This window comes from Protaetiibacter mangrovi (assembly GCF_024752305.1).
GTDB lineage: Bacteria > Actinomycetota > Actinomycetes > Actinomycetales > Microbacteriaceae > Homoserinibacter > Homoserinibacter mangrovi.
In genome coordinates this window covers 324-27,010 of sequence record NZ_JANTHX010000005.1, presented here as the reverse complement: position 1 = coordinate 27,010, position 26,687 = coordinate 324, and the positions used below count along the sequence as shown (strand labels likewise).

25 protein-coding genes are annotated in these 26,687 nt (G+C 72.4%); 3 read left to right on the top strand and 22 right to left on the bottom strand.

Going from position 1 to position 26,687, the window contains the following annotated elements:
* The 19 genes from NUH29_RS04945 to NUH29_RS04855 form a co-directional block, all read right to left on the bottom strand.
* The coding region (locus tag NUH29_RS04945) for a transcription-repair coupling factor (protein WP_258797912.1) at positions 1-2,779 on the bottom strand (2,779 nt) is incomplete at its 3' end.
* 10 nt (positions 2,780-2,789) lie between these two features.
* Complete coding sequence (locus NUH29_RS04940) at positions 2,790-3,650, bottom strand: TIGR03619 family F420-dependent LLM class oxidoreductase (protein ID WP_258797911.1); 861 nt, start codon at positions 3,648-3,650, stop codon at positions 2,790-2,792.
* Entirely contained in the window at positions 3,647-4,819 is a 1,173-nt protein-coding gene (locus NUH29_RS04935) for an MFS transporter (RefSeq protein WP_258797910.1), read from the bottom strand. Before NUH29_RS04935 ends, NUH29_RS04940 begins: the two co-directional genes overlap by 4 nt.
* A complete protein-coding gene (locus tag NUH29_RS04930) occupies positions 4,816-5,772 on the bottom strand; it encodes an NAD(P)-dependent oxidoreductase (RefSeq protein ID WP_258798421.1) in 957 nt (318 codons plus the stop codon). The genes NUH29_RS04935 and NUH29_RS04930 overlap by 4 nt, the downstream gene beginning before the upstream one ends.
* Positions 5,673-6,656 carry a cyclase family protein gene (locus tag NUH29_RS04925; protein ID WP_258797908.1) on the bottom strand — a complete coding sequence of 328 codons (984 nt, stop codon included), beginning with the start codon at positions 6,654-6,656 and terminating at the stop codon, positions 5,673-5,675. Before NUH29_RS04925 ends, NUH29_RS04930 begins: the two co-directional genes overlap by 100 nt.
* The gene (locus NUH29_RS04920; RefSeq protein WP_258797907.1) at positions 6,653-7,174 is read right to left on the bottom strand and encodes a VOC family protein; all 522 of its coding nucleotides are present in this window, start codon (positions 7,172-7,174) and stop codon (positions 6,653-6,655) included. Before NUH29_RS04920 ends, NUH29_RS04925 begins: the two co-directional genes overlap by 4 nt.
* Positions 7,175-7,182: 8 nt before the next feature.
* On the bottom strand, positions 7,183-8,196 hold the full coding sequence (locus tag NUH29_RS04915) for an ABC transporter permease (protein WP_258797906.1): 1,014 nt from the start codon (positions 8,194-8,196) through the stop codon (positions 7,183-7,185).
* Positions 8,193-9,728, bottom strand: coding sequence for a sugar ABC transporter ATP-binding protein (locus tag NUH29_RS04910; protein WP_258797905.1), 1,536 nt, complete (start codon positions 9,726-9,728; stop codon positions 8,193-8,195). The genes NUH29_RS04915 and NUH29_RS04910 overlap by 4 nt, the downstream gene beginning before the upstream one ends.
* A gap of 30 nt (positions 9,729-9,758) precedes the next feature.
* Positions 9,759-10,748 carry a sugar ABC transporter substrate-binding protein gene (locus NUH29_RS04905; RefSeq protein ID WP_258797904.1) on the bottom strand — a complete coding sequence of 330 codons (990 nt, stop codon included), beginning with the start codon at positions 10,746-10,748 and terminating at the stop codon, positions 9,759-9,761.
* Positions 10,749-10,887: 139 nt separating this feature from the next.
* Positions 10,888-11,871: a cyclase family protein gene (locus NUH29_RS04900; RefSeq protein WP_258797903.1), complete on the bottom strand. Its 984-nt coding sequence runs from the start codon at positions 11,869-11,871 to the stop codon at positions 10,888-10,890.
* Positions 11,868-12,398 (bottom strand): VOC family protein, encoded by a 531-nt coding sequence (locus tag NUH29_RS04895; protein ID WP_258797902.1) that lies wholly within the window; start codon positions 12,396-12,398, stop codon positions 11,868-11,870. The genes NUH29_RS04900 and NUH29_RS04895 overlap by 4 nt, the downstream gene beginning before the upstream one ends.
* Entirely contained in the window at positions 12,395-12,808 is a 414-nt protein-coding gene (pcaC, locus tag NUH29_RS04890; protein WP_258797901.1) for a 4-carboxymuconolactone decarboxylase, read from the bottom strand. Before pcaC ends, NUH29_RS04895 begins: the two co-directional genes overlap by 4 nt.
* 67 nt (positions 12,809-12,875) lie before the next feature.
* The gene (locus NUH29_RS04885) at positions 12,876-13,799 is read right to left on the bottom strand and encodes an AEC family transporter (RefSeq protein ID WP_258797900.1); all 924 of its coding nucleotides are present in this window, start codon (positions 13,797-13,799) and stop codon (positions 12,876-12,878) included.
* Positions 13,796-14,311, bottom strand: a complete 516-nt coding sequence (locus NUH29_RS04880; RefSeq protein ID WP_258797899.1) for a VOC family protein — start codon at positions 14,309-14,311, stop codon at positions 13,796-13,798. Before NUH29_RS04880 ends, NUH29_RS04885 begins: the two co-directional genes overlap by 4 nt.
* On the bottom strand, positions 14,308-15,459 hold the full coding sequence (locus NUH29_RS04875) for a serine hydrolase domain-containing protein (RefSeq protein ID WP_258797897.1): 1,152 nt from the start codon (positions 15,457-15,459) through the stop codon (positions 14,308-14,310). Before NUH29_RS04875 ends, NUH29_RS04880 begins: the two co-directional genes overlap by 4 nt.
* Positions 15,456-16,451: a sugar phosphate isomerase/epimerase family protein gene (locus NUH29_RS04870; protein WP_258797896.1), complete on the bottom strand. Its 996-nt coding sequence runs from the start codon at positions 16,449-16,451 to the stop codon at positions 15,456-15,458. Before NUH29_RS04870 ends, NUH29_RS04875 begins: the two co-directional genes overlap by 4 nt.
* Complete coding sequence (locus tag NUH29_RS04865) at positions 16,451-17,578, bottom strand: Gfo/Idh/MocA family protein (RefSeq protein ID WP_258797895.1); 1,128 nt, start codon at positions 17,576-17,578, stop codon at positions 16,451-16,453. Before NUH29_RS04865 ends, NUH29_RS04870 begins: the two co-directional genes overlap by 1 nt.
* A gap of 96 nt (positions 17,579-17,674) precedes the next feature.
* Positions 17,675-18,499 carry a helix-turn-helix domain-containing protein gene (locus NUH29_RS04860; protein ID WP_258797894.1) on the bottom strand — a complete coding sequence of 275 codons (825 nt, stop codon included), beginning with the start codon at positions 18,497-18,499 and terminating at the stop codon, positions 17,675-17,677.
* Positions 18,500-18,646: 147 nt separating this feature from the next.
* Positions 18,647-19,630, bottom strand: coding sequence for a LacI family DNA-binding transcriptional regulator (locus tag NUH29_RS04855; protein ID WP_258797893.1), 984 nt, complete (start codon positions 19,628-19,630; stop codon positions 18,647-18,649).
* A gap of 205 nt (positions 19,631-19,835) precedes the next feature.
* On the opposite strand from NUH29_RS04855, the gene NUH29_RS04850 reads away from it, so the two are divergent.
* Positions 19,836-20,891 (top strand): Gfo/Idh/MocA family protein, encoded by a 1,056-nt coding sequence (locus tag NUH29_RS04850; protein WP_258797892.1) that lies wholly within the window; start codon positions 19,836-19,838, stop codon positions 20,889-20,891.
* Positions 20,888-21,781: an NADP-dependent oxidoreductase gene (locus NUH29_RS04845; protein ID WP_258797891.1), complete on the top strand. Its 894-nt coding sequence runs from the start codon at positions 20,888-20,890 to the stop codon at positions 21,779-21,781. Before NUH29_RS04850 ends, NUH29_RS04845 begins: the two co-directional genes overlap by 4 nt.
* A gap of 72 nt (positions 21,782-21,853) precedes the next feature.
* Here the strand turns inward: NUH29_RS04845 and NUH29_RS04840 are convergent, their stop codons facing one another.
* The 3 genes from NUH29_RS04840 to NUH29_RS04830 form a co-directional block, all read right to left on the bottom strand.
* Positions 21,854-23,128: an ABC transporter substrate-binding protein gene (locus NUH29_RS04840; protein ID WP_258797890.1), complete on the bottom strand. Its 1,275-nt coding sequence runs from the start codon at positions 23,126-23,128 to the stop codon at positions 21,854-21,856.
* Positions 23,129-23,198: 70 nt separating this feature from the next.
* A complete protein-coding gene (locus tag NUH29_RS04835; RefSeq protein WP_258797889.1) occupies positions 23,199-24,020 on the bottom strand; it encodes a carbohydrate ABC transporter permease in 822 nt (273 codons plus the stop codon).
* Positions 24,017-24,979 carry a carbohydrate ABC transporter permease gene (locus tag NUH29_RS04830; protein ID WP_258797888.1) on the bottom strand — a complete coding sequence of 321 codons (963 nt, stop codon included), beginning with the start codon at positions 24,977-24,979 and terminating at the stop codon, positions 24,017-24,019. Before NUH29_RS04830 ends, NUH29_RS04835 begins: the two co-directional genes overlap by 4 nt.
* A 259-nt stretch (positions 24,980-25,238) precedes the next feature.
* Here NUH29_RS04830 and NUH29_RS04825 point away from each other — a divergent pair.
* A partial coding sequence (locus tag NUH29_RS04825; RefSeq protein WP_258797887.1) for a dihydroxyacetone kinase family protein occupies positions 25,239-26,687 on the top strand: 1,449 nt, incomplete at its 3' end.

The window sequence follows — 26,687 nt, the reverse complement described above, 5'->3', positions numbered from 1 at the left end:
GGGTGTTGGCGTTCGCGATGTCGATGCCGGTCTCGATGATGGTCGTCGTCACGAGCACGTCGAAGCGCCGCTCCCAGAAGTCGACGATCACCTGCTCGAGCTGGTGCTCGGTGAGCTTGCCGTGCGCGACGGCGATGCGCGCCTCCGGCACGAGCTCCGCGAGCTCCGATGCCACCCTGTTGATCGACGAGACGCGGTTGTGCACGAAGAACACCTGGCCCTCGCGCAGCAGCTCGCGCCGGATCGCGGCGGCGATCTGCTTCTCCGAGCGCGGGCCCACGAAGGTGAGGATCGGGTGCCGGTCCTCGGGCGGGGTCGCGAGCGTCGACATCTCGCGGATGCCGGTGACCGCCATCTCGAGCGTGCGCGGGATGGGCGTGGCGCTCATCGCCAGGATGTCGACGTTGGTCTTCAGCTTCTTCAGCTGATCCTTGTGCTCGACGCCGAAGCGCTGCTCCTCGTCGATGATCACGAGCCCGAGATCCTTGAAGCGCACCGACTCGGACAGGATGCGGTGGGTGCCGATCACGACGTCGACCTCCCCGCGCTCGAGCCCGTCGATGGTGTCCTTCGACTCCTTGTCGGTCTGGAATCGGCTGAGGGCGCGCAGGTGCACGGGGAACCCGGCGAAGCGCTCCTGGAACGTCTCCAGGTGCTGTTTGACGAGCAGCGTCGTCGGCACGAGCACCGCCACCTGCTTGCCGTCCTGCACGGCCTTGAACGCGGCGCGCACCGCGATCTCGGTCTTGCCGTAGCCGACATCGCCCGAGATGAGGCGGTCCATGGGGATCGGCCGCTCCATGTCGGCCTTCACCTCGTCGATGGTCTGCAGCTGGTCGGGCGTCTCGGCGAAGGGGAACGCCTCCTCGAGCTCGCGCTGCCAGGGGGTGTCGGGGCTGAAGGCGAAGCCGGGACTCGCCATCCGGGCGCTGTACAGCTTCACGAGCTCGACGGCGATGTCGCGCACCGCCTTGCGCGCCTTGCCCTTCGCGGCCGCCCAGTCGGACCCGCCCATCTTCGACAGCGCCGGGTTCTCGCCGCCGACGTAGCGGGTGAGCTGATCGAGCTGGTCGGTCGGCACGTAGAGCCGGTCGCCCGGCTGCCCGCGCTTCGACGGCGCGTACTCGAGCACCAGGTACTCGCGGGTGACCTTCTCGTGCTGGGTGCCGAGCGGACCGCGCGAGACGCGCCCACCCCCCGCGACCTCGCGGGTGACGAGCTCGATGAACCGCCCGATGCCGTGCGTCTCGTGCACGACGGGGTCGCCCGGCTTCAGCTGCAGCGGGTCGACGACGGTGCGACGCCGGCTCGCGAGCTTCTTCGGCTGGCGCGAGTCGATGCCGGCCGCACGCCCGTAGAACTCGGCCTCCGAGAGCACGGCGAAGCGCGCCTCGTCCTGCTCGAAGCCCGCCTCGACGGATGCCGTGACGAGGTACGCGACGCCCGCCTCCGGTTCGGCGGGGACGGCGTCGACGATGCGGGCCGCGACCTCGTGCTCGGCGAGCACCTGCGCGGCCCGGTCGACGAGTCCCGCTCCGGCGGCCGCGATCGCGACCGACCACTCCCCCTTCACGAGCGAGGCGACGTGCCCGACGGCGCCGTCGGCCTGGCCAGCGAAGCTCGGGATCGCGCGACCCTCGACACCGGTGGCGTCCTCGTCGTCGGAGGCGAACGGGCTGACCGTCCACCAGGTGCGCGGACGGGCGGCGGCGCGCAGGCCCGACACCGTCAGGAAGTCGCCGGTGTCGAGGCTCGCCTGCAGGTCGATCGGCGCGGCGGCGCCCGCCGTGGCCGCGCTCCAGGCGGCCTCGAGGAACTCGCGGTTCGTCTCGGCGAGGCTGAGGGCGCGGGTCGCGACCCGCTCGGGCGACAGCACGGCGACCGCCGCATCCTCGGGGAGGTAGTCGGTGAGCGGCACGAGTCGCCCGACGAGGGCGGGCGTCAACGACTCCATGCCCTCCACGGGGATGCCCTCGGCGATCTTCGCGAGCATGGGCGCGATGGCCTCGTACTCGTGCTGCAGCTCCTTCGCGCGGGCGCGCACGGCATCCGTGATGAGCAGCTCGCGGGCGGGGGCGAGTTCGACGGGGCCCACGTCGCCCGGCAGCGAGCGCTGATCGGCGACCGAGAACGCCCGCAGCTGCTCGAGCTCGTCGCCGAAGAAGTCGGCGCGCACGGGGTGCTCGGCGTCGGGCGGGAAGACGTCGAGGATGCCGCCGCGCATCGCGAACTCGCCGCGACGGGTGACGAGGTCGACGCGCGCGTACGCCATCTCGGCGAGCCGGATGCCGAGCGCGGCGAGGTCGTAGCCGCGTGCGCCCGCCGCGAGCACGACCGGGTCGAGCGCGTCGAGTCCGGGGGCGAGCGGCTGCAGGGCGGCGCGCACCGAGGCGACGAGCACGAGCGGGCGATCGCGCGGACCCTCGTGCCAGGCGCGCAGCTCGCGGAGGCTGCGCAGGCGCCGGCCGACCGTCTCGGGCGACGGGCTCAGGCGCTCGTGAGGCAGCGTCTCCCACGCGGGGAACGGCAGCACGAGCGCGTCGGGGCTCCAGCTCGCGACGGATGCGGCGACCGCCTCCGCCTCGCGGCTCGTCGCGACGATCGCGAGCAGCGCCTGCCCCGCGCCCGCCGCCTCGCCGCGCCGCGCGAGCAGCCCGGCCAGCAGCGGCACGCGCAGACCCTCGACGGCGGTGAAGTCGGCGTCCGATCGGGCCTCGGCGAGCGCATCGCGGAGGGTATGGGCGCGCGCCAGCACCGGAATCAGCGAGGCGAGTCCCACTGGATCGAGCTTACGCGCCGCAGACGACCTCCACCGCGGCGACGGGGTCGGGCTGGTTCATGACGTCGACCACCAGGAGGTCGACGCCGGTCTCGGCGTAGGCGTCGAGCCGTTCCCGGAGCGCACCGCGATCCTCCTCGCCCGGCTCGACGCGGATCCGCATCGAGAGCTCGAGCGCGCCCGGCTCCGCGCCGAGCTCGCGCAGCCGGGCGAGGAACGCCGTCGTCTCGGCGGGCGTCAGGTCGGCTCCCAGCCATCCGTCCCCGAGGGCGACGACGCGGCGCGCGGCGGCCTCGGTGTTCCCTCCGACCAGGATCGGCGGACCGCCCGGCCGGGCGGGACGGGCGGGCAGGCCCATGTTGTCGACCGTCCAGAAGCGGCCCGAGAAGTGCACGGCGTCCGGGGAGCGCCACAGCTCGCGCATGAGCCGGATGGACTCGTCGGTGCGCGCCCCGCGTTCGGACCGCGGGACGCCGAGCGCGGCGAACTCCTCGGCCATCCAGCCGATGCCGGTGCCGAGCAGGATGCGACCGCCCGAGAGGGCGTCGAGCGTCGCGAGCTCCTGCGCGAGCACCACCGGATGCCGGTACGGCACCACGAGCACGTTCGTGCCGATGCGCACCCGCTCGGTCACCCCCGCGACGAGCCCCATCGTCGCGATCGGCTCGAGCCAGGCGCGGCCGGTGCGGAAGGCGATCGCCCCGCGGTCCTCCGAGTAGGGGTAGCCGCCGGGCGGGGCCCCCGGCTGCAGGATGCGGTCGGTCGTCCAGACGCTGTCCGCCCCGCACGCCTCGGCGGCGCGCGCGGTGTCGAGCACCGCCGCGCGGGTCGCGACCTCGCCCTCGACGGGCAGCACGAATCCGAGCTTCACGCCGCGGCCCTCCGCCGCAGCCCCGCCGCCGCGATGATCGCGGCCGACGCCCCGAGGGCGACGACGGCGCCGACGAGCCCCGACCACCCGGCTCCGTCGTAGACGAGACCGAGCGACCACCCGAGCATCCCCGCGCCCAGGTAGTAGCCGATCGTGTAGAGGGCGGAGGGCAGCGCGCTCCCCCGCCCGAGCTCGGCCACCCACCCCGCCGCGACCGCGTGCAGGGCGAAGAACCCGACCGTGACGACGACGAGGCCCGCGACGATCGAGGGAAGCCAGTCGGGCAGCGTCACGAGCGCGCCCAGGGTCTGGGCGGCGAGCGCCGCCGCGACGACACGGCGCCGACCGAGGCGCGCCACGAGCCGACCCGAGCGGGTCGCCGTGAACGAACCGGCCAGGTAGACGACGAACACGGCCGTCACGGTGATGTCGGGGAGGCCGAAGGGCGGATGCAGCAGGCGGAATCCGATGAAGTTGTACACCGCGACGAACGCGCCCATCTGCAGGAGTGCGAGCACGCACAGCGTCCACATCCGCGGATCGCGCAGCGCGCGCCGCACGGCTCCGGGCGCATCGGGCAGCTCGACGACGCGCGGGGTGAGCACGAGGAACGCGGCGGCCGCGATCGCCGACAGCAGCGACACGGCCATGAGGGCGAACCGCCAGTCGCCGAGGGCCCCGACGGTGCCCGCCACGAGCCGCCCGCTCAGCCCGCCGATCGCCGTGCCCGCGACGTACCACCCGGCCGCCGCGGCGGCGCGCGAGCGGTCGAGCACGTCGCCGAGATGCGTCACCGCGAGGGCCGGGATCCCGGCCAGCACGGCCCCCTGCAGGAATCGGACGGCGAGCAGCGGGACGAGCCCCTGGGTCGCGGCGACGAGCGGGCTCAGCAGGATCGTCGCGATCACGGCGATGCGCAGCAGTCGCCCGCGACGGATGCGACGCGCGGCGAGCGACCAGGGGATGACGGCCGCCGCGAGTCCCAGTGCGCCGGCCGACTGCACGAGCGCGGCCGAGGACGGGCTGAGCGCGAACTCGCGACCGATCGCCGGCAGCAGCGCCTGCACCCCGTACAGCTCGGCGAAGGCGACCAGTCCTGCCGCGCCGAAGGCGACGACCGTCGGCGCGAACGCCGCGCCCTCGCGTCCCGGGGCGGCGGGCGCGCTCACCGCTCGAGCCACCGCGCGATCTCGGTGTGGTCGGCGCCGGGTGCGAGCTCGTCGAGCGCGTGGCTCCAGGCCGCGAGGGTGGCCCGGGCGACCGCGCTGTCGACCCCGGTCTCCGCGAGCAGCCCCTGCGCGATCCGCGCGTCCTTGACCATCAGCGCGAGCGCGAAGCCCGAATCGAAGGTGCCCGGCAGGATGTAGCGCGGCCACTTGAGCTCCGACGATCCGCTGCGCCCGCTGGAGCCGTTGACGACGTCGATCAGCACCGACGGCTCGACGCCGAACCTGCGCCCGGCGAGCACCGCCTCGCTCGTGAGCAGCAGGTGGGAGGCCGAGAGCAGGTTGTTGAGCGCCTTGACGGCGTGACCCGCCCCGACCGGACCGACGCGCACGACGCGGCCGAACACCTCGATCACCGGCGCGACGCGATCGAGCAGCGCGTCCGGCCCCGCGGCCATGACCGTCAGCGTCCCGTTCTCGGCCCCCAGCACCCCGCCCGAGACGGGCGCGTCGACGAGGTCGACGCCCGCCGCGGCGAGCTCCTCGGCGAGGGCGCGCGTGCGCGCCGGGTCGGACGACCCGGAGTCGACCACGATCGCGTCGGGCGCGAGGGCGGAGCGCACCACCGGATCCCGCAGCACGGATTCGACCGCGTTCGAGTCGGGGAGCAGCAGCACGACGACCTGCGCTGCAGCGATCGCCTCCGCGGCCGTCGGCGATGCGCTGCCGCCCGCCGCGACGAGCCGATCCCGCACGGCGGCGACGGGGTCGGCCCCGTGCACCTCGTGGCCCGCACCCACCAGGCGCACGGCGAGGGCGCCGCCCATGCGCCCGAGACCGACGACCGCGACGCGCATCACTTGAACGCCAGGGCGTTGGCCGGGGAGCCGGTGCCGCCGCGCTTGTTGAGCGGCGCGGAGGCGAGGAACCCCTCGTAGACCCCGTCGGCCCGGCAGTCGGCGGCCAGCGCGCGCAGGTCCCACATCTCGCCGATGCCGATGCCGAGCAGCGCCGCGAGCCGGTAGTGCAGGAAGCCGTCGGAGTCGTCGCGCTGCATCGGCATCGCCTCGACGGCGGGGCAGTCGGCGGCCACGGCGACCACGCCGGAGTCCCACAGGAACTCGGCCATCTCCTCGGCGCGGCTGAGGCCGGGGGCGGGGAAGAAGTGCTCGAGGTCGTGGTCGGTGGTGGAGAAGTCGGCCCCCGCGGCGAGGCGCCGCCTGGTCGCGTCGTCGCTCGCCAGGTACCAGTCGATCCAACCCACGTCGAGCAGCAGGAAGGTGCCGGGGGTGAGGGCGACGCCCTGCGCGTCGAGCATCGCGCGCAGCTCGGCGAGCGAGATCGCCCGGCTCGTGCCCCCGTCGATCGGATCCCCGCGCTCGGCGAGATAGCCGGCGGCGTCCACGAGCACGAAGCGGCCGGCGAGACCCCGCCGCGCCCAGGCGTCGATGCCGAAGCGCGAATGCTCCGCGGTGAGCGCGGAGGTCGGCCAGCCGTTGTAGGAGCCGTAGCGGGGATGGCGCACGTGCGCGAGCGCGTCCCACTGGCTGGAGGCCTGCGGATAGAACGCGTCGTAGCGGTCGTCGGGACCCGACGGGCCGTCGATGACGGTGTGCTGCAGCGCGCCGCGCCCGAGGATCGGCGGGTCGGGCTGATCGAGCTCCCAGTTGAGCGAGAACGTCGCGCCACGGCGCACCAGCCGGGAGGCGGCGAGGGTGCGCTCGGGCGTCAGCAGGTTCATGGCGCCGATCTCGTCGTCGGCGCCCCACACGCCCCAGGACGATCTCGGCGGATGCTCCGGGGAGATCGGCAGCTCGCGGTAGACGGGCACCTCGGTCATCGGCTCTCTCCTTCCGCCATCAGCACGCTCGGCCGGCCGGTGCGGGGATCGCGCGGTGCGGGGGTGCCGTCGTCGAGCACGATCGGTCCGGGCAGCGCGGAGACGAGCTCCAGCCGGGTTCCGCTCCACGGCTCGGCGGCCGCGAAGAACAGCAGTCGGCGCCCGTCGTCATCCGTGTTCTGCGCCTCCACCCGCACGCCGGCGGCCGTCACTCGGTCGTACTCGGCGTCGAGATCCGCGATGCCCGTGAACGCGAGGTGATGCACGCCCGCGTGCCGGGGAGCGTGGGTGCCGTCGCCGGTGGCCTCGAGCAGCTCGATCCGGGGGGTCGCGCCCCGCGAGACGACGAACCGCGCATCATGCCGGTGCGGGCATGCATCCGATTCGTCGACATAGCGATCGGTGCGGTAGCGGCCGGCGACGCTGAACTCGAGCCCGAGCACGCGACGGTGGCGCTCCACGGCCTCCTCGAGGTCGAGCACGAGGATGCCGATGTGGTCGACGGCGGGAAGCGTCATGCGCCCGGTCACTCCCTGCTGAGCCGCCGGCCGATGCTGCTGAAGGCGACGGCGGCGATCAGCAGGATGCCCTGGAACAGGAACTGCACGAACGACGGCACCCCGACGAGCGCGAGCCCGTTGAAGCCCACCGCCACCGTGACGACGCCGACGAGGGTTCCGACGATGTGGAACTGGCCCTCGCGCAGCACCGTCGAGCCGAGGAACGCCGCGGCGAACGACGACAGCGTGTAGTTGTCGCCGCCGGTCGGCTGCCCGCTGCCGATCGAGGAGGCCAGCAGCACCCCGGTGATCGAGGCGAACAGCGCCGCGATCACGAAGGCGGCGGTCGTGACGCCCCCCGTGCGCACGCCGGCGAGCTTGGCGGCCTCGACGTTCCCGCCCGTCGCGCGCAGGTTGCGGCCGAAGTCGGTCTTGTTGAGCACGATCCAGAGGATGAGCAGCGCCCCGGCCATGTAGAACACGGGCTTCGGGATGCCGAGCCAGCTCCCGATCGCGATCTGCAGGAACTCCGGGAACTGGGTCGACACCGGCTGCGGCGTACCGCCCGAGATGAAGTAGTTGACGCCGATGAGGGCGCTCCCGGTGCCGAGTGTCGCCACGAGCGCGTTGACCTGGAGGACCGTCACGAGGAAGCCGTTGACGACCCCCACGATGACGCCCGCGAGCAGCGCGATGACGATCGCGACGGGGATCGGCACGCCCTGCAGCATGAGGATCGTCACGATGATGCCCGCGAGGCTCGCCATGTAGCCGATCGAGAGGTCGAACTGCCCGCTCGCGAGCACGAGCGTGAGCCCGCCCGCCACGATCGCGCCGAGCGCCGACTGGTTCAGCACCTGCAGGAGGTTCGGGATCGTGAGGAAGTACGGCGACGCGAACGAGAAGATGACGAGCAGCACGCCGAGCGCGATGAGCGCGCCGTACCGGCCGAGGATGGCGGCGGTGCGGCGTCCGATGCGCGCGGCGAGGCTGCGGGTGGGCAGCTCGGGTGAAGCCTGCGGGCTCTCGGTGAGGGTCACGAGGACGTCCTTTCCTGGGTGTAGATGGCCTCGAGCATGTCGGCCTCGGTGACGCCGGGACCGGCGATCTCGCCGACCGTCCTGCCTTCGACCATGACGACGACGCGATGGCAGACGGCGAGCTCCTCGAGCTCGCTGCACACGACGACGACCGCGCCTCCGGCCGCTGCGAACTCCTCGGCGGTCGCCCAGATCTGGCGACGGGCCCCGACGTCGACGCCGCGCGTGGGCTCGTCGAGCAGCATGATGCCGACGTCGCGCGACAGCCAGCGCGCGAACACCACCTTCTGCTGGTTGCCGCCCGAGAGGGTGCGCACGGCGGAGTTGATGGATCCGGTCTTGATGCCGAGGCGCTCGACCATCGTGCGGGCGGTGGCGCGCGCCCTGCCGTCGGCGACGAACGGGAGCCAGCTCACGGCGCGCGCGGAGCGCCATCCGCCCATCTTGGTGTTGACGAGCACGGACTCGTCCATCACGAGGGCCTGCGAGCGCCGCTCCTCGGGCACCAGGGCGACGCCGCGGCCGATCGCGTCGGCGACCGATCGCGGACGGTACGGGGCGCCGCCGAGCGTCATCTCGCCGACGACGGGGCGCTCGGCGCCGAAGATCAGTCGCAGGGTCTCGGTGCGGCCCGCCCCCACGACGCCGGCGAGGCCGAGGATCTCGCCCCGCCGCAGGTCGAAGGACACGTCGTGCACGCGCGGTCCGCGCGCGAGTCCGCGCACCGACAGCACGACCTCCGCGTCGCGCGAGACGGGCGCGTCCGGCGACTCGACGGTCTCCCGCACGTCGCGCGCGCCGGTGATCCCCAGCACGAGGTCGTCGCGGGTGTAGCCGCCGCGCTCGTGCGAGGCCACCACCTGGCCGTCCTTGAAGACGGTGACCGCGTCGCAGAGCTCCTCGATCTCGTCGAGGCGGTGGCTCACGTAGGCGACCGCGACGCCCGACGCCGTCAGCTCGCGGACGATGTCGAACAGCCGCTCGCATTCGACGTCGGAGAGGCTCGCGGTGGGCTCGTCCATCGACACGAAGCGGGCGTCGCCGACGAGGGCGCGCCCGATGGCCACGAGCCCGCGTTCGGCGATCGAGAGGTCGCGCACCGGCTTGTCGAGCGGGAAGCGCAGGTCGAGCCGCGCGGCCACCTCCCGCGCGATGGCCTTGCGCCGCCGGGCGTCGCCGAGACCGAGGAAGGTGGTCGGCCGCACGCCGATCGTCATGTTGTCGATCGCCGAGAACTCGGGCACGAGCGCGAGCTCCTGGTAGATGAACGCGAAGCCGAGGTCGGCGGCGTGCCGCGGCGAGCTCACGACGGTCGGACGCCCGTCGACGAGCAGCTCGCCGCCGTCGGGGGTGACCACTCCGGCGAGCATGTTGAGGAACGTGGACTTGCCGGCGCCGTTGGCGCCGACCAGCCCGTGCACCTGCCCGGGGAGGATGTCCAGACCGACGCCGCGCAGCGCACGCACCGCCCCGAAGGACTTCGTGAGCCCCCGGGCGCTGATGAGCGGGGTGGGCTGCGCGGCATCGATCATGCGGATGTCTCCTTCAGACGGGTGGGAGCGTCAGCTCGCGAACTCGGGGTGGTCCGCGAGGAACTCGTCGAGGTTGTCGGGCGTCACGACCGTGGTCGCGGCGTCGACCTCCTGCGGCTCCCCGCCCGCCTGGTGGTCCTTGATGAGCTGGACGATCTGCGCGCCCTCGCCCGCCGAGTCGATCGCGAGCACGGCCGCGAGCGAGCCGTTGCGGAGGGGCTCAACGACCTGCGCCGAGAAGTCCCAGGTGTAGATCGGCACCTGGCGGCCCGCCTGCTGCAGCGCGGCGTACGCGCCCATCGCCGGGTCGGCGAAGCAGGCCCAGATCACGAGGTCGGAGCCCTCGCTCTCGGGGTTCGCCTGCAGCCACGCGGCGGTCGCGTTCTGCGCGTCGGTCACCTGGCCGGGCACGACGACCTCGTGCTTCTCGATCTTGTCCGAGAGCCCGGCGGCCTCGAGCTTCTCGTCCAGGTCGGCCTCGCGCGCGCGGCAGGGGGCGCCGGGCTGCAGGGTCATGGCGAGGATCTTGAGCTTCGGGAGGTCCTTGATCTGGTCGATCATGTACTCGTTGATGGGGGGCGCGACGGTGGTCGAGATCGCGCCCGCGACACCGTCCTGCAGCGAGCCCGCGAGGTAGAACACCGGGATGCTGGCGCTCGCGGCCCCCGTCATGCACTGGGCCATCTGCGTGGTGTCGAACACCGAGATGACGATGACGTCGACCTGGCGGGTGATGAACTGCGTGCAGATCGTGTTGGCCTGCGCGGCGTCGCCCTTCGGGTCCTGGGTGACGACCTCCCAGCCCTCCGCCTCCATCGCGGACTTGGCGGCGTCGGTCTCGGCCTTGGCCGCGAGCGTCGTGGTGTCGTAGCTGACGATGCCGACGGTGAGCGAACCGTCGCCGTCGTCGGTCGAGCCGGTTCCGGGGGTGCCGGAGCAGCCGGCGAGCAGGGCGCCGGCCAGGGCGAGAGCGCCCACCGCGAGGCCACGGCGGCCGCGCGTTCCGAAGGGTGTGATCACGTCTTCCTCCTTGAAGGGTGTCGCGGTCGGGACGGCCGCGGACGGCGGATGGGCTCCGCCTCCGCTCAGGATCGGTCAGGACCCGTCGTCGCGACATGCACGCGCCCGCCAGGTAGTTGCTCCCGGCTGCCAGCCCAGGTTATTTCAGGGCGAGGGCGTTCGCGGGCGAACCGATGCCGCCCGCCACGCGCAGGGGTGCAGCCGTCAGCAACCCCTCCCACACCCCGTCGGCGGCGCAGTCGGCCGCGAGGGGGTCGAGCTCCCACAGCTCGCCGACCGCGATGCCGAGCATCGCGATGAGGCGGTAGTGCAGCCAGCCGTCGACGTCCTCCCGCGAGAACGGCATGGCCTCGAGGGCGGGGTTGTCGGCCGCGACCGCGGCCACCGCGTGATCCCACAGCCAGGCGGCCACATCCTCCTGCGCTGCGAGGCCGGGGGCGGGCGCCATCAGCTCGCGGTCGCGGCTGATGTCGTCGCTCGGCACCATGGCGGCGATCCGGGCCCGCTCCTCACGGGGTGCCGCACGGAAGCCCGCGAGCCATCCGGTGCGGATGAGCACGATGCTGCCGGGCGTCACCTCGACGCCCTGCGCCCGGGCCGTGTCCTCGAGGTCGGCGACACCGATCTCGTCGCGACGGTCCCAGCGCACGGGGCGACCCTCCACCGCGCGTCGGCGCGCGACGTCGAGCAGCACGAAGCGCGCCGCGATCCCTCGCTCGCCCCAGCGATCGACGCCGAGGCGGCTGCCCCGGCCGATCCCCACCGAATCGGCCGGGGCGCCGTTGTAGAAGCCCAGGGTCGGATGCCGCACGTGCCCCAGCGCATCCCACTGGCTCGACGCCTGCGGATGCAGGTCGTCGTAGCGGTCGTCGAGCGAGGTCGGCTCCGCCACGACCGTGTGGCGCATGCTGCGCCGCCCGAACAGCGGCGGGTCGGGTTCGTCGAGGGGGAGCGAGAGCGGGAACACCGCGCCGCGCCGCACCAGCCGCGCCGCGGATGCGGCCCGCTCCGCCGTGGCCTCCTGGATCGTGCCGAGCTCGTCGTCCGCGCCGTACACCCCCCAGGAGGTGCCCGCGAACCCGTCGGAACGGGCCGCGAGTTCGGCGTACGGCGGACGTGTCACAGCGCCACCCGGATGCGGTCGTGCGGCGGGTGACGCCGCGCGGGAGCCTCGATCGCCTCCACATAGGAGCCGACCACGTCACGCAGGTCGAAGAAGGCGTACTCCCCGTCGCCGTCCACCCCGTGACCGCCGCCGCTCAGCACCTCGGCGACGCCGAGCGCCGCGAAGTGCGCCCGCGCGTCGGCGACCGACGGCACGTAGTACCCGATGTGGTGCAGTCCCGCGCCCCGCTCCTCGAGGAAGGTCGTGTAGATGCTCGGGCCGGTCAAGGGCTGGATGATCTCGAGTGCCGGACCGTAGGCGGGCATCGCGACGATGGAGCGGTACTCCGCGTCCTCGCCGAGGTAGCGGCGGCGGGGCACGTAGGCGCCGTCGTAGTCCCAGACGAGCCACTCGCCGACGCCCAGCACGCGCGCCATCCGCTCGACGGCCGGCCGCAGCTCGGGCACCACGTAGGCGACCTGGTCGGGTGCCCGGTCGAGCAGCGGCAGCCGCGCCGTGGAGGAGGCGGTTCCGAATCCGCTCATCGCCCGCCCCCGGCGGCCTCGGCGTCGACGTCGTCGAAGACCTGCCGGGCCACGCGGAACGCGTCGAGCGCGGCGGGGACGCCGCAGTAGATCGCGGCCTGCAGCAGCACCTCGCGGATCTCGACCCGGGTGACGCCGTTGGTGAGCGCCCCGCGCACGTGGATGGCGAGCTCGTGGGGACGGTTGAGCGCCGTCATCATGGCGAGGTTCAGGATGCTGCGCGTCTGACGCGGCAACTCCTCGCGCGTCCAGACCCGGCCCCAGCAGTACTCGGTCACGAGCTCCTGCAGGTCGCGGGTGAAGTCGTCGACGGAGTCGAGCGAGCGGTCCACGTAGGCGTCGCCGAGAACGGCGCGACGCACGGCGAGGCCGGCCTCGAACTGCTCGCGGGAGGTCAGATCACTGGGCATGCCGCCATGCTCGCGCGCGACCCGCCGGCGCGCTTGCCCCCGCGTGCCAGCGTCCTGCACCTCCCGGTCACGGATGCAGCAGTGCGGCGATCACGAGCAGCACGGGCACGGCCGCGACGGTCGTCAGCAGCACGACGTCGCGGGCCAGCACGACGCCCCGGTCGAACCGCGACGCGTAGGTGTAGATCACCTGACCGGTCGGCAGCGCCGCCACGACGACCGTCGCGAACACGACGGCGGGATCGAGGTCGAGCAGCGGCTCGGCCACGATCCAGGCGACCACCGGCATCACGACCGCCTTGATCGAGGTGGCCGCGATGATCGGCGCCCGGTCGGCACCGGGCTCCAGCACCCGGCGCCCGACGAGCGACACGCCGAACGCGAGCAGCACGACGGGGATCGCGGCGTCGGCCAGCAGATCGACGGGTACCTCCACCACGGCGGGCAGCTCGATGCCGAGCAGCGCGACGGCGACGCCGGCCGCGGCGGCCACGATGACCGGGTTGCGCAGCGGCTGGGTGAGCACGCGCCCGATCGAGCGCGGCGTGCCGGACGTCGCGCCGAGCACGGCGAGCAGCACGGGCGTGAAGGCGATCGGCTGCAGCACGAGCACGGCCGCGATCGCCTGGGGGTCGTCGATCACGAACGCCGCGACGGGCACGCCGATGTTGTTCGAGTTGAGGAACATCGCCGATGCGGCGCCGATCGCGGTCGCACCCGCAGGTCGGCGGAAGAACAACAGCGCGAGCGCGAGGTAGATGAGCCCGCTCGCCACCGCGCTGACCGCGGCGACGGCCATGTAGTCCGAGAACAGCACCCGCAGGTCGGCGTGCGACAGGATCCGGAACAGGATCGCCGGCGTCGCGACGTAGAAGGCCACCCGGCTGAGCGCGTTCGCGGTCTCGCCGCCGAACACCCCGAGCCGCGCGCACAGGTAGCCGATGAGGACGATCACGCCGATGACGGCGACGCCCTCGAGGACCCCGATCACCGGGTGGGCGCACCCCAGAGGCTCGCCTTGCCGGTGACCGGGTCGCGCCACAGCGGAGAGCCGTCGTCGGCGACGAGCGGGCCCGGCAGCGGCGAGATGAACTCCACGCGGATGCCGTCGAGGAAGGACTTGTCGGTGAACATCAGCAGGATCCGGCCATCCGCGTCGAACGAGCAGCCGTCGATCGCGACACCCTGCTCGGCGAGCAGCTCGCGCCGGCCCTCCGGGTCGGCCACGTTCTGGATGCCGAGATGGTGGATGCCCAGCTGCTCCGGCCCGTGCGTGCCGTCGCCGGTGACCTCCATGAGCTCGATGCGCGGAGGGCCCTCGAGCGAGAACGAGATGCGCGCGTCGTGGTGGTGCGGGGTCGCGTCGCTGTGGTCGGCGTAGCGGTCGGTGCGGTAGCGGCCGATCGGGCTGAAGGTGTAGCCGGTCACCGTCGACCAGCGCTCGATCGCCTCCTCCAGGTCGGGCACCAGGATGCCGATGTGCTCGATGAGGGGTGCGTTCATGCGTGTCTCCCGGGTTCGGTGCCGTCGGCGGACCGCAGGCAGTGGTGGATGGTGGCGACGAGCGCGAGTCCGGCGGGGCTGGCGCCCGCCATGCGCGGGTGGACGTCGGTGGTCCAGGCCACGGCGACACCGGCGTCCGGGTCGGCGAAGGCGAAGGAGCCGCCCGCCGCCTCGTGTCCATACGATCTCGCGCCGAGCCACGGCAGCTGCGGCCACGGCAGCTGCATCCCGGCGGAGTAGGCGGTCTCGACGCCGAGCACGGCATCCGTGCCGCGCGCGAGCTGGGTGCGCAAGGTGGCGCGCGCCGCGTCGTCGAGCAGCGGCCCCTCGAGGGTCTCGGCGAAGAGCCGCGCGAGCGACCGCGCGCTCGCGACACCGCTCGTCGACGGGAACCCGGCGCGCAGCAGCTCGGGCTGGTTGTAGACGTCCATCTCGCGGGCGAGAGCCGCCGTCGTGCCCGTGGGGATGCCGCTCGCGGCGACGAAGGCGGCCCGCGTCGCGGAGATGGCGGCCGGCAGGTAGCTCACGGGGGCGACGCGCGGGGCGTACTCGTCGGGCAGCCCGAGCCAGATCTCGTGCGCGCGGGGCCCGGTGATGTGCCGCGCGAGGTACTCCCCCACGGTCACCCCGAGTCGACGACGGAAGACGCCGTCCATGAGGGGTCCGTAGGTGAAGGCGTGGTAGCCGTGACGGGTCCCGGGCTCCCAGTAGGGGTCCTGGGCGGCGACCGCCTCGTCGCCGACCCCCGCGATGATCTCCGCGAAGCTGAGCGAGCGGTCGAGCGAGGCGATCCCGGAACGGTGGGAGAGCACCATGCGGGTCGTGATCTCGGCCGTCGCGGGGCGTGCGAACTCGGGCCAGAAGGCGCCGAGCGGTTCGTCGAGGTCGAGCAGGCCCGCGGACGAGGCGTGCGCCGCCGCGATGCCCGTGATCCCCTTCGAGACCGAGAACACCAGTTGCAGGGTGTCGGGCGCGTACCCGCCGCCCACCAGGTCGACCACGAGCTCGCCGTCCCGCACGATCGCGAGCGCAGCTCCCCCGCCCCCCTGCGCGGCGACCGCGCGCGCGAACACCTCGCGCAGCTCGCCGAACGGCTCGGCGGCGGTGCCGTGCACGGGGATGACGTCGGGGGCGGGCACGGCGGTCACCGGTAGATCGGGGCGAGGTGCTCGCGGAAGTAGGCGAGCCCCGCTCGCAGCTCCTCGACCGGGTCGGGCGAGTTGTCGATCTCCTCGGTCGCCCAGCCGCGCCAGCGGTGGTCGCGCAGGATCCGCATCCACTCCTCCCAGTCGACGATGCCGGAACCCAGGATGCGGAACGATCGGAGCGTCTGCTCGTGCCGCTGCTTCTGGTCGCCGCGCTGGAGGTGGCCGGACTTAGGGCCGATGCAGTCCTTCCAGTGCATGGTCGGGATGCGGTCGAGGTGGTCGCGGAGCACCGCGACGGCGTCGCCGCCGTCGAGCGTCGTGTGACCGGCGTCGAGGCAGAGCGCGATCGAGTCGGGGTCGGTCAGCGACAACACGGTCGCGATGTCCTCGTTGCGCGCGCAGATGGAGTACGCGTCCGTGTGCACCGCGATCTTGACGCCGTGCTGGATCGTGATCGCGCCGAGACGGTTCAGGTGCTCGGCGAAGCGCTCGTGCACGTCGCGGTCGACGGGACGGGTGAAGTCCTCCTCGGTCGCGGTGTCGTCGGGGCTCTCGTTGCCGAAGCGGCTGCGGGGCAGGTTGCCGGTGACGATCGTCGCCGCCCCGAGCTCCGCGAGGAACTCCGCGTGCCGGCGGAACGCGTCGTCGGCACGCGGGATGAGGGCGGGGTCGGCGATCGCGTCGCCGATCAGCTGGCGGCCGTGCGCGTAGCTGGAGCTGAGGACGAGGCCGCGCTCGTCGAGGGCGTCCTGGAATCCGCGCGGGCTGCCGTACACCCGGAGCGCGGCCTCCCAGCCGGCGGGATCGGGGGCGAGCTCGACGCCCTCGAGACCGGCGTCGCGCACGCCGTCGAGCATCCCGTCGAAGTAGTGACGCGGGTTCTGCCAGAACGCCTCGCTCCAGCGCGGGTGGTTCATCCCGGGCTCGAGCCCCCACCATCCGGACTCGTAGAAGCCGATGATGTTGGTGCCGAAGCGGATGTTCTCCGGCATCAGTGCGCGCCGCCCTCGACGACGTCGACCCAGCTGTCGGATGCCGCGGCGCGGTACACCGCGGCCACGACGTCCTCGACGTGCGCCGCCCGCGCGAAGTCGGGTGCGGTCGGCGTGCCGTCGACGATCGCGCGGATGAAGTGCTGGAACTGGATCGCCGACACGTCGGGGTACCCGGTGCCGAGTCCCGCGAGCCGCCACCAGCCGTCGGGGTGCTGGTCGTTGGTGTGGATGAGACGGAAGCCGCGGTGATCGGGCTCCTCGTCGACGTACGCCACCCGGAACACCTCGCGGTCGTTCCAGTCGAACTGCACGGCCGCCTTCGAGGCGTCGAACTCGAAGTACACCCGGTTCTTCCGGCCGACCGAGAACTGGCTGACGCTGAAGGTGCCGATCGCGCCGTTCGCGAACTCCGCGAGCCACACGGCCGCGTCGTCGATCAGGTCGCCGTCGAGGCGCTCCGACTCGGCGCGCCACCCGTCGCCGCCGTAGCTGCGGGCGCGTGCCGCGACGCGCACGATGTCGCCGAACAGATGCTCCGCGATGTCGATGATGTGCGAGCCGATATCTCCGACCGTGCCGGATCCGCCGGTCGCCTTGAGCGCGCGCCAGCGGTTCGGGTCGGCCCAGAACCCGACCTCCTGCGCGTACTGGGCGCGGAACTGCAGCGGGGTGCCGAGGCGGCCCTCGTCGAGCAGCTTCTTCGCGAAGGCGACGGCCGGGGTGTGCCGGTAGTTGTAGCCGACCTGGGTGACGACTCCGGCGCGGGCGGCCGCCGCGACGATCGCACGGGCCTCGTCGGGGTCGTTCGTGATGGGCTTCTCGCAGAACACGTGCTTGCCCGCCTCGATGGCGGCGAGGGCGATCTCCGCGTGGAACTGGGGCGGCGTGCAGATGTCGACGATGTCGATGTCGTCGCGCGACACCACCTCGCGCCAGTCGGTTCCGGACTCCGCCCAGCCGAGCTGCTCGGCCGCGCCCGCCGCGAGCTCGGCGTTCGCATCCACGAGCACCTGCTTCACGATCGTCGCCCCGAGCGGGCTCGCGATGGGGGCGAGCGCGTAGGCGAGGCTGTGCGCCCGGCCCATGAAGCCCGCTCCGATGAGCGCGACCTTGAGTTCCTTCACCGATGTCCTCCGTGTCCTTCTGCAGGTCCAGCGTGGTGTGCGAGGCGCGCGCGTTCTTGCCTACGCCCGACGCGTCCTTGCCCGTGCCCGCCGCGCCTAGGCGCTCGCGCGCAGTCCGTCGTCGAGCGCGGCCTGGCGGTAGGCGCGCGGCGAGGCGCCGAAGGTGGCCTTGAACAGCCGGCTGAAGTGCGCCGCGTCCCAGAGCCCCCACCGGGCGCCGATCGCGCTCACGGATGCGCCGAGGTGCGCGGGGTCGACGAGCTCGATGCGGCAGTGCTCGAGGCGACGGGCGCGGATCCAGCCCCCGAGGGTCATCCCCTCGCGCTCGAACAACCGGTGCAGGGTGCGCGTCGAGATGTTCTGGGCGGCGGCGATGCGGTCGGGCGTGAGGTCGAGGTCGCCGAGGTTCTGCTCGATGTACTCGACGGCGTCGCGCAGCATGGCGGGGCGCCATCCGGCGTCGTCGTCGGCCGCGTCGAGGCACATGAGGCCGACGAGTCCCACGATGTGCTGCGCGAGGCGCACGGGGTGCTCGGTGCAGGCCTCGCCCTGCGCCGCGAGTCCGCGCAGCAGGTGGGCGACGAGGCCCGAGGTGCCCTGCTCGGTCGCGAGCACCCGTCCGGCGGCGGCGCGCATGGCGTGGGCGTGCGGGCCGGCGGTGCCCTCCGGGATGCGGACGATGATGAGCTCGGCACCGTCGGCGACCTCGATGACGACCGGGCCGCCTCCCGCGATCACCGCGAGCTCTCCGCTGCACAGCAGCGGCGGCTCGGTGCCGAGGCGGGCGCTGCCCGCCACGAGGTGCACGACGTCGAAGTACGCCTCTCCGGCGCCGCGCTCATCGACCGTCCACCGGCCGGCGGCCAGGCGCATGACCTCGAGTCGGTCGATCCGTACGGCCGGCGCGTTCGCTGTGCTCATCATCGACTCCTTCGGCGATGGTCCACGTGACGGTTACTCGTGTCACGTTACTCGTGTAAGTGACGTCCAACTTACTCGTGTAACCGACGGCGTCAAGTCACGACTCGGCAACGCCCGGAACGACGGGCGACACGCCGACGACAGCGCTCAGGCGGTGCGGCGCTCGATGACCCGCAGCAGCTCGTGCGAGATCGTCGTCGGCTCCTCGTCGTCGAGCAGCGCGAGGGCGGACGCGACCACGTCGTCGCCCCAGAGGTCCACGTCGATCTCGACCGTCGTCAGGTCGACGCGGGCGGACGGGATGTTGTCGACGCCGATGATCGCGAGATCCCGCCCCGCCTCGAGCCCCCGCGCCTGCAGAGCGCTCACGAGCAGCAAGCCGATCTCGTCGTTGTGGGTGGCGACTGCCGTGAGCCCCTCGGTCGCGAGGAACACGTCGAGCGCGGCGCTCACCGAGTCCATGTCGGTCGGGTCGACCGTGCAGACGACCGGTTCCGGGATCCCGAGCGCGGCGCACTCCTCCTGGATGCCCCGCAGTCGCTCGCCCGCGATCAGCTGCAGGCTCGGCTCGCTCGGCAGCACGTACCCGATCACCCGATGCCCGCGCGCCGTGAGGTGATCGGCCTGCATGCGCCCGATCCGCACGTTCGGCATCGTGCCGTGCACCCGCAGCACCCGCGCCGCGGCCGACTCGAGGCCCTCCTGCTCCGAGATCGTGAGGCCGCCCATCACCACCACGAGGCTCGGCGACACCAGCTGCCACAGCTCCTGCACGGAGCGCAGCGACTCGTCGTAGCGATGGATGAGCAGCACGAAGCCGCGCTCGGCGAGGGCCACGTCGAGTTTGCGCAGCAGGGCGTTGGAGATGTACCCCGGCGAGAAGTCGCGCACCAGCGCGAGCACGACGTCGCTGCGTCCCAGGCGGAGCATGCGGGCGGGGGCGTACGGCACGTGGCCGAGCTCGCGCGCGGTGCGCAGCACGAGCTCGCGCGTGGCATCCGAGATCATGCGACCGGGTACGTCGTTGAGCACGTAGCTCACCGTCGCCCGGGACACCCCGCAGGCTCGCGCGATGTCCTCGTGGGTGACCCGCTTGGGGCGACGAGGGCCGGGGGCGGCCTCATCCGTCATCGCATCCCCTTCCCGGGCATGACCCGACGCCGATGGTCGGCGTCAGAACCGGATACTACCGAGGGCGGCGATGCCCGGTTTGCGTCTGACGGTCACGGGCTGGCGCGTGGGCGCCAGCCGCACGCGCCTTGCGCGTCAGCGTCAGGGCATTGCGCGACCTCGCCATCCTCGGTCGCGGCACCGGAGGCGCACCTAGGCTGACGCCATGGCGCTCCCCTCCACCCTGCCCGAGCCCGTCCTCCCCCGGCTGACCGGGGGGCCGCGCCTCAGGTGGGGCGTGCTCGCGCCCGGCTTCATCGCCGGGGTCTTCGCCGACACGCTGCACCGCAACACCGACCAGCGCATCGCGGCGGTCGCCTCGCGCAGCGCGGAGCGCGCCGCGGCGTTCGCCGGGACCCACGGCGTCGAGCGCAACTATGCGGACTACCGCGCACTCGTCGACGACCCGGAGGTCGACATCGTCTACGTCGCGGCGCCGCACACCCAGCACCTCGCACTCGCCACCCTCGCGCTCGAGGCCGGCAAGCACGTGCTCGTCGAGAAGCCCCTCGCCGCGAGCGCCGACGAGGCACGCGCGCTCGCCGACGTCGCCCGCCGCACCGGGCGCTTCGCGATGGAGGCGATGCACACCCGCTTCCACCCCCGGATCAGCGTCGTCGAGCAGCTGCTCGCCGACGGTGCGCTCGGCGAGGTGCGGTTCGTCCAGGCCGAGATCGGCCTCGGCGGGGTCGTGGTCGATCCGAGCGCCCGTCTCTTCGACCCCGCGCTCGGCGGCGGTGCGGCTCTCGACCTCGGCGTGTACCCGCTCTGGTTCCACGAGTTCGTGCTCGGCTCGCCGACCCGCGTCGAGGTGAGCGGCACGCTCGCGGTGACGGGGGTCGAGGACACGCTCGTCGCGACCCTCCACCACGACGACGGCGCACTCGGCGCGGTCACCGCGACCATGCGCACCTGGACCCCCAGCCACGCCGCGATCGGCGGCGTCGACGGGCGCATCCACCTCGACTCCCGGCATCCGCAGCCCGGCGGTTTCGCCCTCGTCGACGCCCGCAACCAGCCCGTGCTGCGCTACGACGACCCCACCGGCATCGTCGGAACCCAGGGGCTCTGCCGCCAGGCCGCCTGGGCGGCCCAGCACATCGCCGACGGACTCGTCGAGTCGCCCCTGCACCCGCTGGCGACCTCGGTGCGCGTGCTCGAGACGATCGACGAGGTGCGCGCCGGACTCGGCGCCGCCGCGATCCCGGGAGCTGCCGCGTGATCGCGGCCCGCTACGCCCGCTACGGCGGTCCCGAGGTGCTCGAGCTCGTCGAGGTGCCGGACCCGGTGCCCGGTCCGGACGGATACCTCGTCGAGCTGCGCGCCGCCGGGCTCAACCCCGCCGACACCAAGGTGCGGCGCGGGGCGACGCCGGTGGCTCCCCTGCCGTCGGGCATCGGGCGCGAGTTCTCGGGCGTGATCGTCGGGGCGGGCGCGGATGCGAGCGGCTTCGAGATCGGCGACGAGGTGTTCGGAACCGGCGAGTGGGTGATCGGCGAGCGCGTCGCCGCGCCCGCCGCGCTCCTCGCCGCGAAACCCGCCGGGCTCCCCTGGACCTGGGCCGCCGCCATCCCGGTCGCCGTCCAGACGGCCGCCGTGGCCGTCTCCTCGCAGGACCCCGGTCCGGGCGACACCGTGCTCGTGAGCGCGGCCGCGGGAGGGGTCGGCTTCTTCGCCTCGCAGTTCGCCGTGCGCACCGGGGCCCGTGTCATCGGTACGGCGAGCGAGCGCAACCACGGACTGCTGCGCGAGCTGGGCGTCGAACCGCTCGTGTACGGCGACGGGCTCGTCGACCGGCTGCGCGCCCTCGCCCCGGACGGCATCGACGTCGTGCTCGACCACCAGGGCCCGGAGACGATCGAGGCGGCGCTCGAACTCGGCGTGCCGCGCGAACGGATCAACACCATCTCGGGCTACGACACCCGCTACGCGGTGCGCTACGTGGGCCGCAAGGGCCTCGACCGCGAGCTGGTCACCCGGATCGCATCCGAGCTGGAGGGCGGCGCCCTCCGCATGCGCATCGAGGCGGAGTTCCCGTTCGCGTCGATCGTCGACGCGTACCGCCGCCTCGAGTCGGGCCACCTCGCCGGCAAGGTCGTCCTCACCTTCTGAACCGCCCCGGTCCCCGGCGCACACGGAACGGCCGCCCCTCCTCGAGAGGGGCGGCCGTCCGCGTCGGGGGGACTACTTCGTGTCGAACTCCTTCTGCATCGACTCGAGCATCTGCGTGGGCGAGGCGGAGCCGACCAGCAGACCCTGGATGCCGTTCACCATCGCCGACTCGATGCGGGCGTTCGGCCACGCCTGGTTGAGGTAATGCACGGCCTGACCCGCGTCGATCGTGTCGACCAGGAATTGCTCGTTCTCATCCGCCGGCGTGTACCCGGCGGTGATGGTCGGGATCGTCCCCGGCATCGCGGCCTGGTACAGCTCGATGTTGTCTGCCAGGAACTGCACGAACTTCTTCGCCGTCTCCTGTCGCGGGCTCTTCGCGTAGATCGCCGCACCACCCTGCGTCGAGAGGGTCACCGCGTTGGTGCTCTCGTCGTCGTCGCTGTGGAACGGGTAGATGCGGAAGTCGCCGTCGGGGGCCACCGCCTGCAGGGCCGCGATGCGGGTGCCGATCAGGAACTGACCGAGCGCCTCACCGGTCGCCACCATGCGGTTCGACTCGTCGTAGGGGGTTCCCGTCGAGTTCGGCTGGAAGCAGCCGCCGTCGATCATCTCCTGGTACTTCTCGGTCGCCTCGACGTAGCCGTCGTTCTCCGGGAAGGTCGTGTCCCCGTCGAGCAGCTGCTGGTCGAAGTCGGTCCCGCTGCCGTAGACGAGGTCGGCGACCAGGTTGTAGTACGGCGCCTGGCCGGCGTAGAGGTTGTTGCCCGCCAGCGCGTACGCGACCTTGCCCGCCTTCGCGGCCGCCTCGCAGAACGGGAGCACGTCGCTCCAGGTCTCCGGCGGGGTCAGTCCGGTCTCCTCGAGCGCGTCCTGGTTGTAGACCGGCGTGAACGCGGTCGCCAGCGGCGCCATGATGTAGGCCTTGTCGTCGATGCTCACCAGGTCCTTGATGAAGTCCGGGTACTGCGACACGAACGCCTCGTCCGACAGGTCGGTGAGGAAGTCGCCGCTGTCGAGCTGACGGATGGCGGCGGTGTTACCGTCACCCGGCCACACGTAGAAGACGTCGGCCGCCGTCCCGGTGCCGAGCTGGGTGCGGATCGACGCCTGGTACTGCGCGGTGTCGGCTGTCGTGACGACGACCTGGATGTCGGGGTTGGCCTCCTGGAACGCGGCGACCACCGCGTCCATGCCGGCCTTCTCGTTGGCGAGCCAGTCGATCTTCAGGAAGGTGCCGTCGTCGGTGGCGCCGCCACCGCTGTCGGGCGCCGCGCATCCGGTCATGAGGAGGCCGACGGCGGCGATGGCCGCGCCGCCGATCGTGAACTTGCGGTTCCACTGCATCGTGGGTGTTCCTTTCGTGAGAGTGCTGTGTGGGTGGTGGGTCCGGTGGTGCTGGTGGGGTCGTGGGGCGTCAGCCCTTGACGCCGCTCGCGAAGCCCTGGATGAGGGTCTTCTGGAACACGAAGAACGCGAGCAGCACGGGGATGACGCTGATGATGAGGGCCGAGAACACGAGCGGCCAGACCGTGGTGTTCTCGTTGACGAAGCTGTAGACGGCGAGCGGCACCGTGCGGTTCACCGAGCCGCTCAGGTAGAGCAGCGGGGTGAGGAAGTCGTTCCAGACGAACAGGCCGTTCAGGATGATGACGGTGCCCGTGATCGGACGCAGCAGCGGGAAGACCACCCGGCGGAAGCGGGCGAAGGTGCCGGCGCCGTCGATCGACGCGGCCTCCTCGTACTCGGCGGGGATCTGGCGCAGGAACGTCGTGTAGAGGAACAGCGTGAACGGCAGCCGCAACCCGACGTAGATGATGACGAGCGGCACGACCGTGCCGAGCAGCCCCATCGCCGCGAAGTTGCGGTACAGGGGCACGAGCCCCAGCTGGAACGGCACGAGCAGGCCGATCATGAAGAGGTAGAACGCGGGCGGCGACCACCGCGCGGTGGCCCGCGCGAGGCCGTAGGCGCACGCCGCGCCGAGCACGACGAGCAGCCCGACGCTGATCACCGTGATGAGCGCGCTGTTGACCATCGCCTGCCCGAGCCCGGACTGCGCCCACGCGGCGCCGAAGTTGTCGAGCGTCGGGTTCGCGGTCGGCGCGAGCGGAGACGAGAGGTCGCTCTGCTGCCGCACCGACAGGTTGATCAGCACGTAGACGGGGATCATGAAGATCAGCGCGATCACGATCATGACGCCCTCGAGCGTCCCCGTGCGCCAGCTGTAGCGGTTCATTTGGCGCCTCCCCGGAGCAGGCCGCGGTACTGGATGAAGCCGAGGATCCCGACGATCACGGCGAGGACCACCGCGATCGCGGTGCCGCGTCCGAGCTCTCCGAACTGGAACGCGGTGCGGTAGACGAGGGTCGAGAGGGAGTGGCTAGTGTCGGCCGGCCCGCCGCCCGTGGTGACCCAGATCTGGTCGAAGATCATGAAGCCCCGGATGAGCGAGAGCATGATGTTGACGGTGATCGCGGGCGCCAGGAGCGGCCGCACGACGTACCAGAAGCGCTGCACGGGTCCGGCGCCGTCGATCGCGGCCGCCTCGAGCTGCTCCTGCGGGACACCCTGCAGTCCCGCGAGGTAGATCACCATCGTGTAGCCGGTGAACTGCCAGATCACGATCACGCTGATCGAGAAGACGACGAGGTTCGGGTCGCCGAGCCAGTTGGGGTTGGCATCCGCGAGGCCGATGGCGTGCAGCAGCTGGGTGATGGCGCCGTTGTTGACCTGGAAGAGGTACTGCCACAGGTAGGCGATCACGACCGACAGCAGCACGACCGGCATGAAGAACAGCACGCGCAGCACGTTGCGGCTCTTGATGCGGGAGTGCAGGGCGAGCGCGACGAGCAGGCCGAACAGGTTCTCGAAGACGGTCGACAGGATCGCGTAGAGGAACGTGTTGCCGATCGCCTTGATGCTCACCGGGTCTTCGAACAGGCGCACGAAGTTGTCGATGCCGACGAACGACCAGTCGGCCGAGAGGCCGTTCCAGTCGGTGAACGAGAAGAAGACGCCCTGCATGCTCGGGATGAGCACGACGAAGACGTAGAACGCGGCCGCCGGCACGATGAACAGCCACAGGTACCTACTCCCGGTGCGCCGCGCGTTCCGGCGGTGCACCGACTCGGTCCTCGGCCGCGCTGCGGTCGAGGGCGACGGGTCGGTCGCGGGGGCGATGGCTGGTGAGGTCACCGGCGGCTCCTCCTCGGGTCGTGGTCATGCCACTCTCGCCGCGCGCGGTCGACGCGGCTTGCGTCTGCCGGACAGGTTCTAGCCGTGAACCGACACGCGTTCGAGGGTGCTCGGGGAGCATAGGTCATCCGGTTGTCCGGTTCCGAACCGGGCCCTTCCGGGGGCGGATGCGAGGTCGTCGCGCATACGCAAGCGGGCGGCGCGCATTGCGCGTATCGAAGAGATGCGGGCGGATCCCCATGCCCGCGGAGGAGACCAGATGACCCGCCTGTTCAACGAACCGACCGACTTCGCCGACGAGCTGATCGCGGGCTTCGTGGCCGCGAACCGCGCCCACGTCCGGCCCGTCTCGGGCGGCGTGGTGCGCGCCACCCGGTCGGAGCCGGGCACGGTGGCTCTCGTGGTGGGCGGCGGGTCGGGGCACTACCCGGCGTTCGGGGGGCTGGTCGGTGCGGGACTGGCGCATGGGGCGGCGATGGGGAATCTGTTCGCGTCGCCGTCGACGCAGCAGGTGTTGTCGGTGGCGCGGGCGGCGGAGCACGGCGGGGGTGTGCTGCTGTCGTATGGCAACTATGCGGGTGATGTGCTCAACTTCGACGCCGCCGAGGCCGAACTGCGCGCCGCGGGCATCGATGCGCGCACGGTGACCGTGACCGACGACATCTCGAGCGCGCCCGCGGCCGAGAGGCACAAGCGCCGCGGCATCGCAGGTGATCTGGTGGTGTTCAAGGTCGCGGGTGCCGCCGCCGAGGCGGGCTACGACCTGGACGAGGTGGAGCGGGTCGCGACCCTCGCCAACGAGCGCACCCGATCCTTCGGCGTCGCGTTCACGGGCTGCACCCTGCCCGGCGCCGACGAACCGCTGTTCACCGTCCCCGCGGGCCGTATGGCGGTGGGACTCGGTATCCACGGCGAACCGGGCATCGGGGAGGCGGACATCCCCACCGCAGATGGCCTCGCCGAGCTGTTCGTGACGCGCCTGCTGGCCGAACTGCCGGATGGGGTCGACGCTCCGACCGGGCGGCGGGCGGCCGTGATCCTGAACGGGCTCGGGTCGGTGAAGTACGAGGAGCTGTACGTCGTGTACGGCGGCATCGCGCGCCGTCTCGAGGAGGCGGGGGTCGAGATCGTCGAACCCGAGGTGGGCGAGTTCTGCACCTCGTTCGACATGGCGGGCGCCTCGCTGACCCTGGTCTGGCTCGACGAGGAACTCGAGACCCTGTGGGCGGCACCCGCCGACGCCCCCGGCTACCGCAAGGGATCCCTCCCGCCGCGCGAGGCGGTCGAGGCCGATCCCGAACCGCAGACCTCCTCGGAGGCCGTGATGGCGCCGGCCTCCGAGGACTCCCGCCGTGCCGCGGCACGCGTCAGCGCTGCGCTCGACGCGACCGCCGCGGTGATCGACGCGCACGTCGACGAGCTCGGGCGCATCGACGCGGTCGCCGGCGACGGCGACCACGGCATCGGCATGCAACGCGGAGCCACCGCGGCCCGTCGCGCCGCACGCGACGCGCACGACGCCGGTGCGGGCGCGGGCACCGTGCTCGTCCGGGCGGCCGACGCCTGGTCGGACCGCGCGGGCGGCACCTCCGGTGCGCTGTGGGGCGTGATGCTGCGCGCCCTCGGCACGCGTATCGGCGACGAGGTCGCGCCCGACGCCGCGACCCTCGCCCTCGGCGCCCGCGAGGCGCTCGACGGCATCCGCGCG

Excerpts from the sequence above, each read along its gene's own strand:
- NUH29_RS04925 (WP_258797908.1), bottom strand. The coding sequence starts at position 6,656 with ATGACCGAGGTGCCCGTCTACCGCGAGCTGCCGATCTCCCCGGAGCAT.
- NUH29_RS04920 (WP_258797907.1), bottom strand. The coding sequence starts at position 7,174 with ATGACGCTTCCCGCCGTCGACCACATCGGCATCCTCGTGCTCGACCTC.
- NUH29_RS04910 (WP_258797905.1), bottom strand. The coding sequence starts at position 9,728 with ATGATCGATGCCGCGCAGCCCACCCCGCTCATCAGCGCCCGGGGGCTC.
- NUH29_RS04895 (WP_258797902.1), bottom strand. The coding sequence starts at position 12,398 with ATGAGCGGATTCGGAACCGCCTCCTCCACGGCGCGGCTGCCGCTGCTC.
- pcaC (WP_258797901.1), bottom strand. The coding sequence starts at position 12,808 with ATGCCCAGTGATCTGACCTCCCGCGAGCAGTTCGAGGCCGGCCTCGCC.
- NUH29_RS04880 (WP_258797899.1), bottom strand. The coding sequence starts at position 14,311 with ATGAACGCACCCCTCATCGAGCACATCGGCATCCTGGTGCCCGACCTG.
- NUH29_RS04870 (WP_258797896.1), bottom strand. The coding sequence starts at position 16,451 with ATGCCGGAGAACATCCGCTTCGGCACCAACATCATCGGCTTCTACGAG.
- NUH29_RS04860 (WP_258797894.1), bottom strand. The coding sequence starts at position 18,499 with ATGAGCACAGCGAACGCGCCGGCCGTACGGATCGACCGACTCGAGGTC.
- NUH29_RS04855 (WP_258797893.1), bottom strand. The coding sequence starts at position 19,630 with ATGACGGATGAGGCCGCCCCCGGCCCTCGTCGCCCCAAGCGGGTCACC.
- NUH29_RS04850 (WP_258797892.1), top strand. The coding sequence starts at position 19,836 with ATGGCGCTCCCCTCCACCCTGCCCGAGCCCGTCCTCCCCCGGCTGACC.
- NUH29_RS04840 (WP_258797890.1), bottom strand. The coding sequence starts at position 23,128 with ATGCAGTGGAACCGCAAGTTCACGATCGGCGGCGCGGCCATCGCCGCC.
- NUH29_RS04835 (WP_258797889.1), bottom strand. The coding sequence starts at position 24,020 with ATGAACCGCTACAGCTGGCGCACGGGGACGCTCGAGGGCGTCATGATC.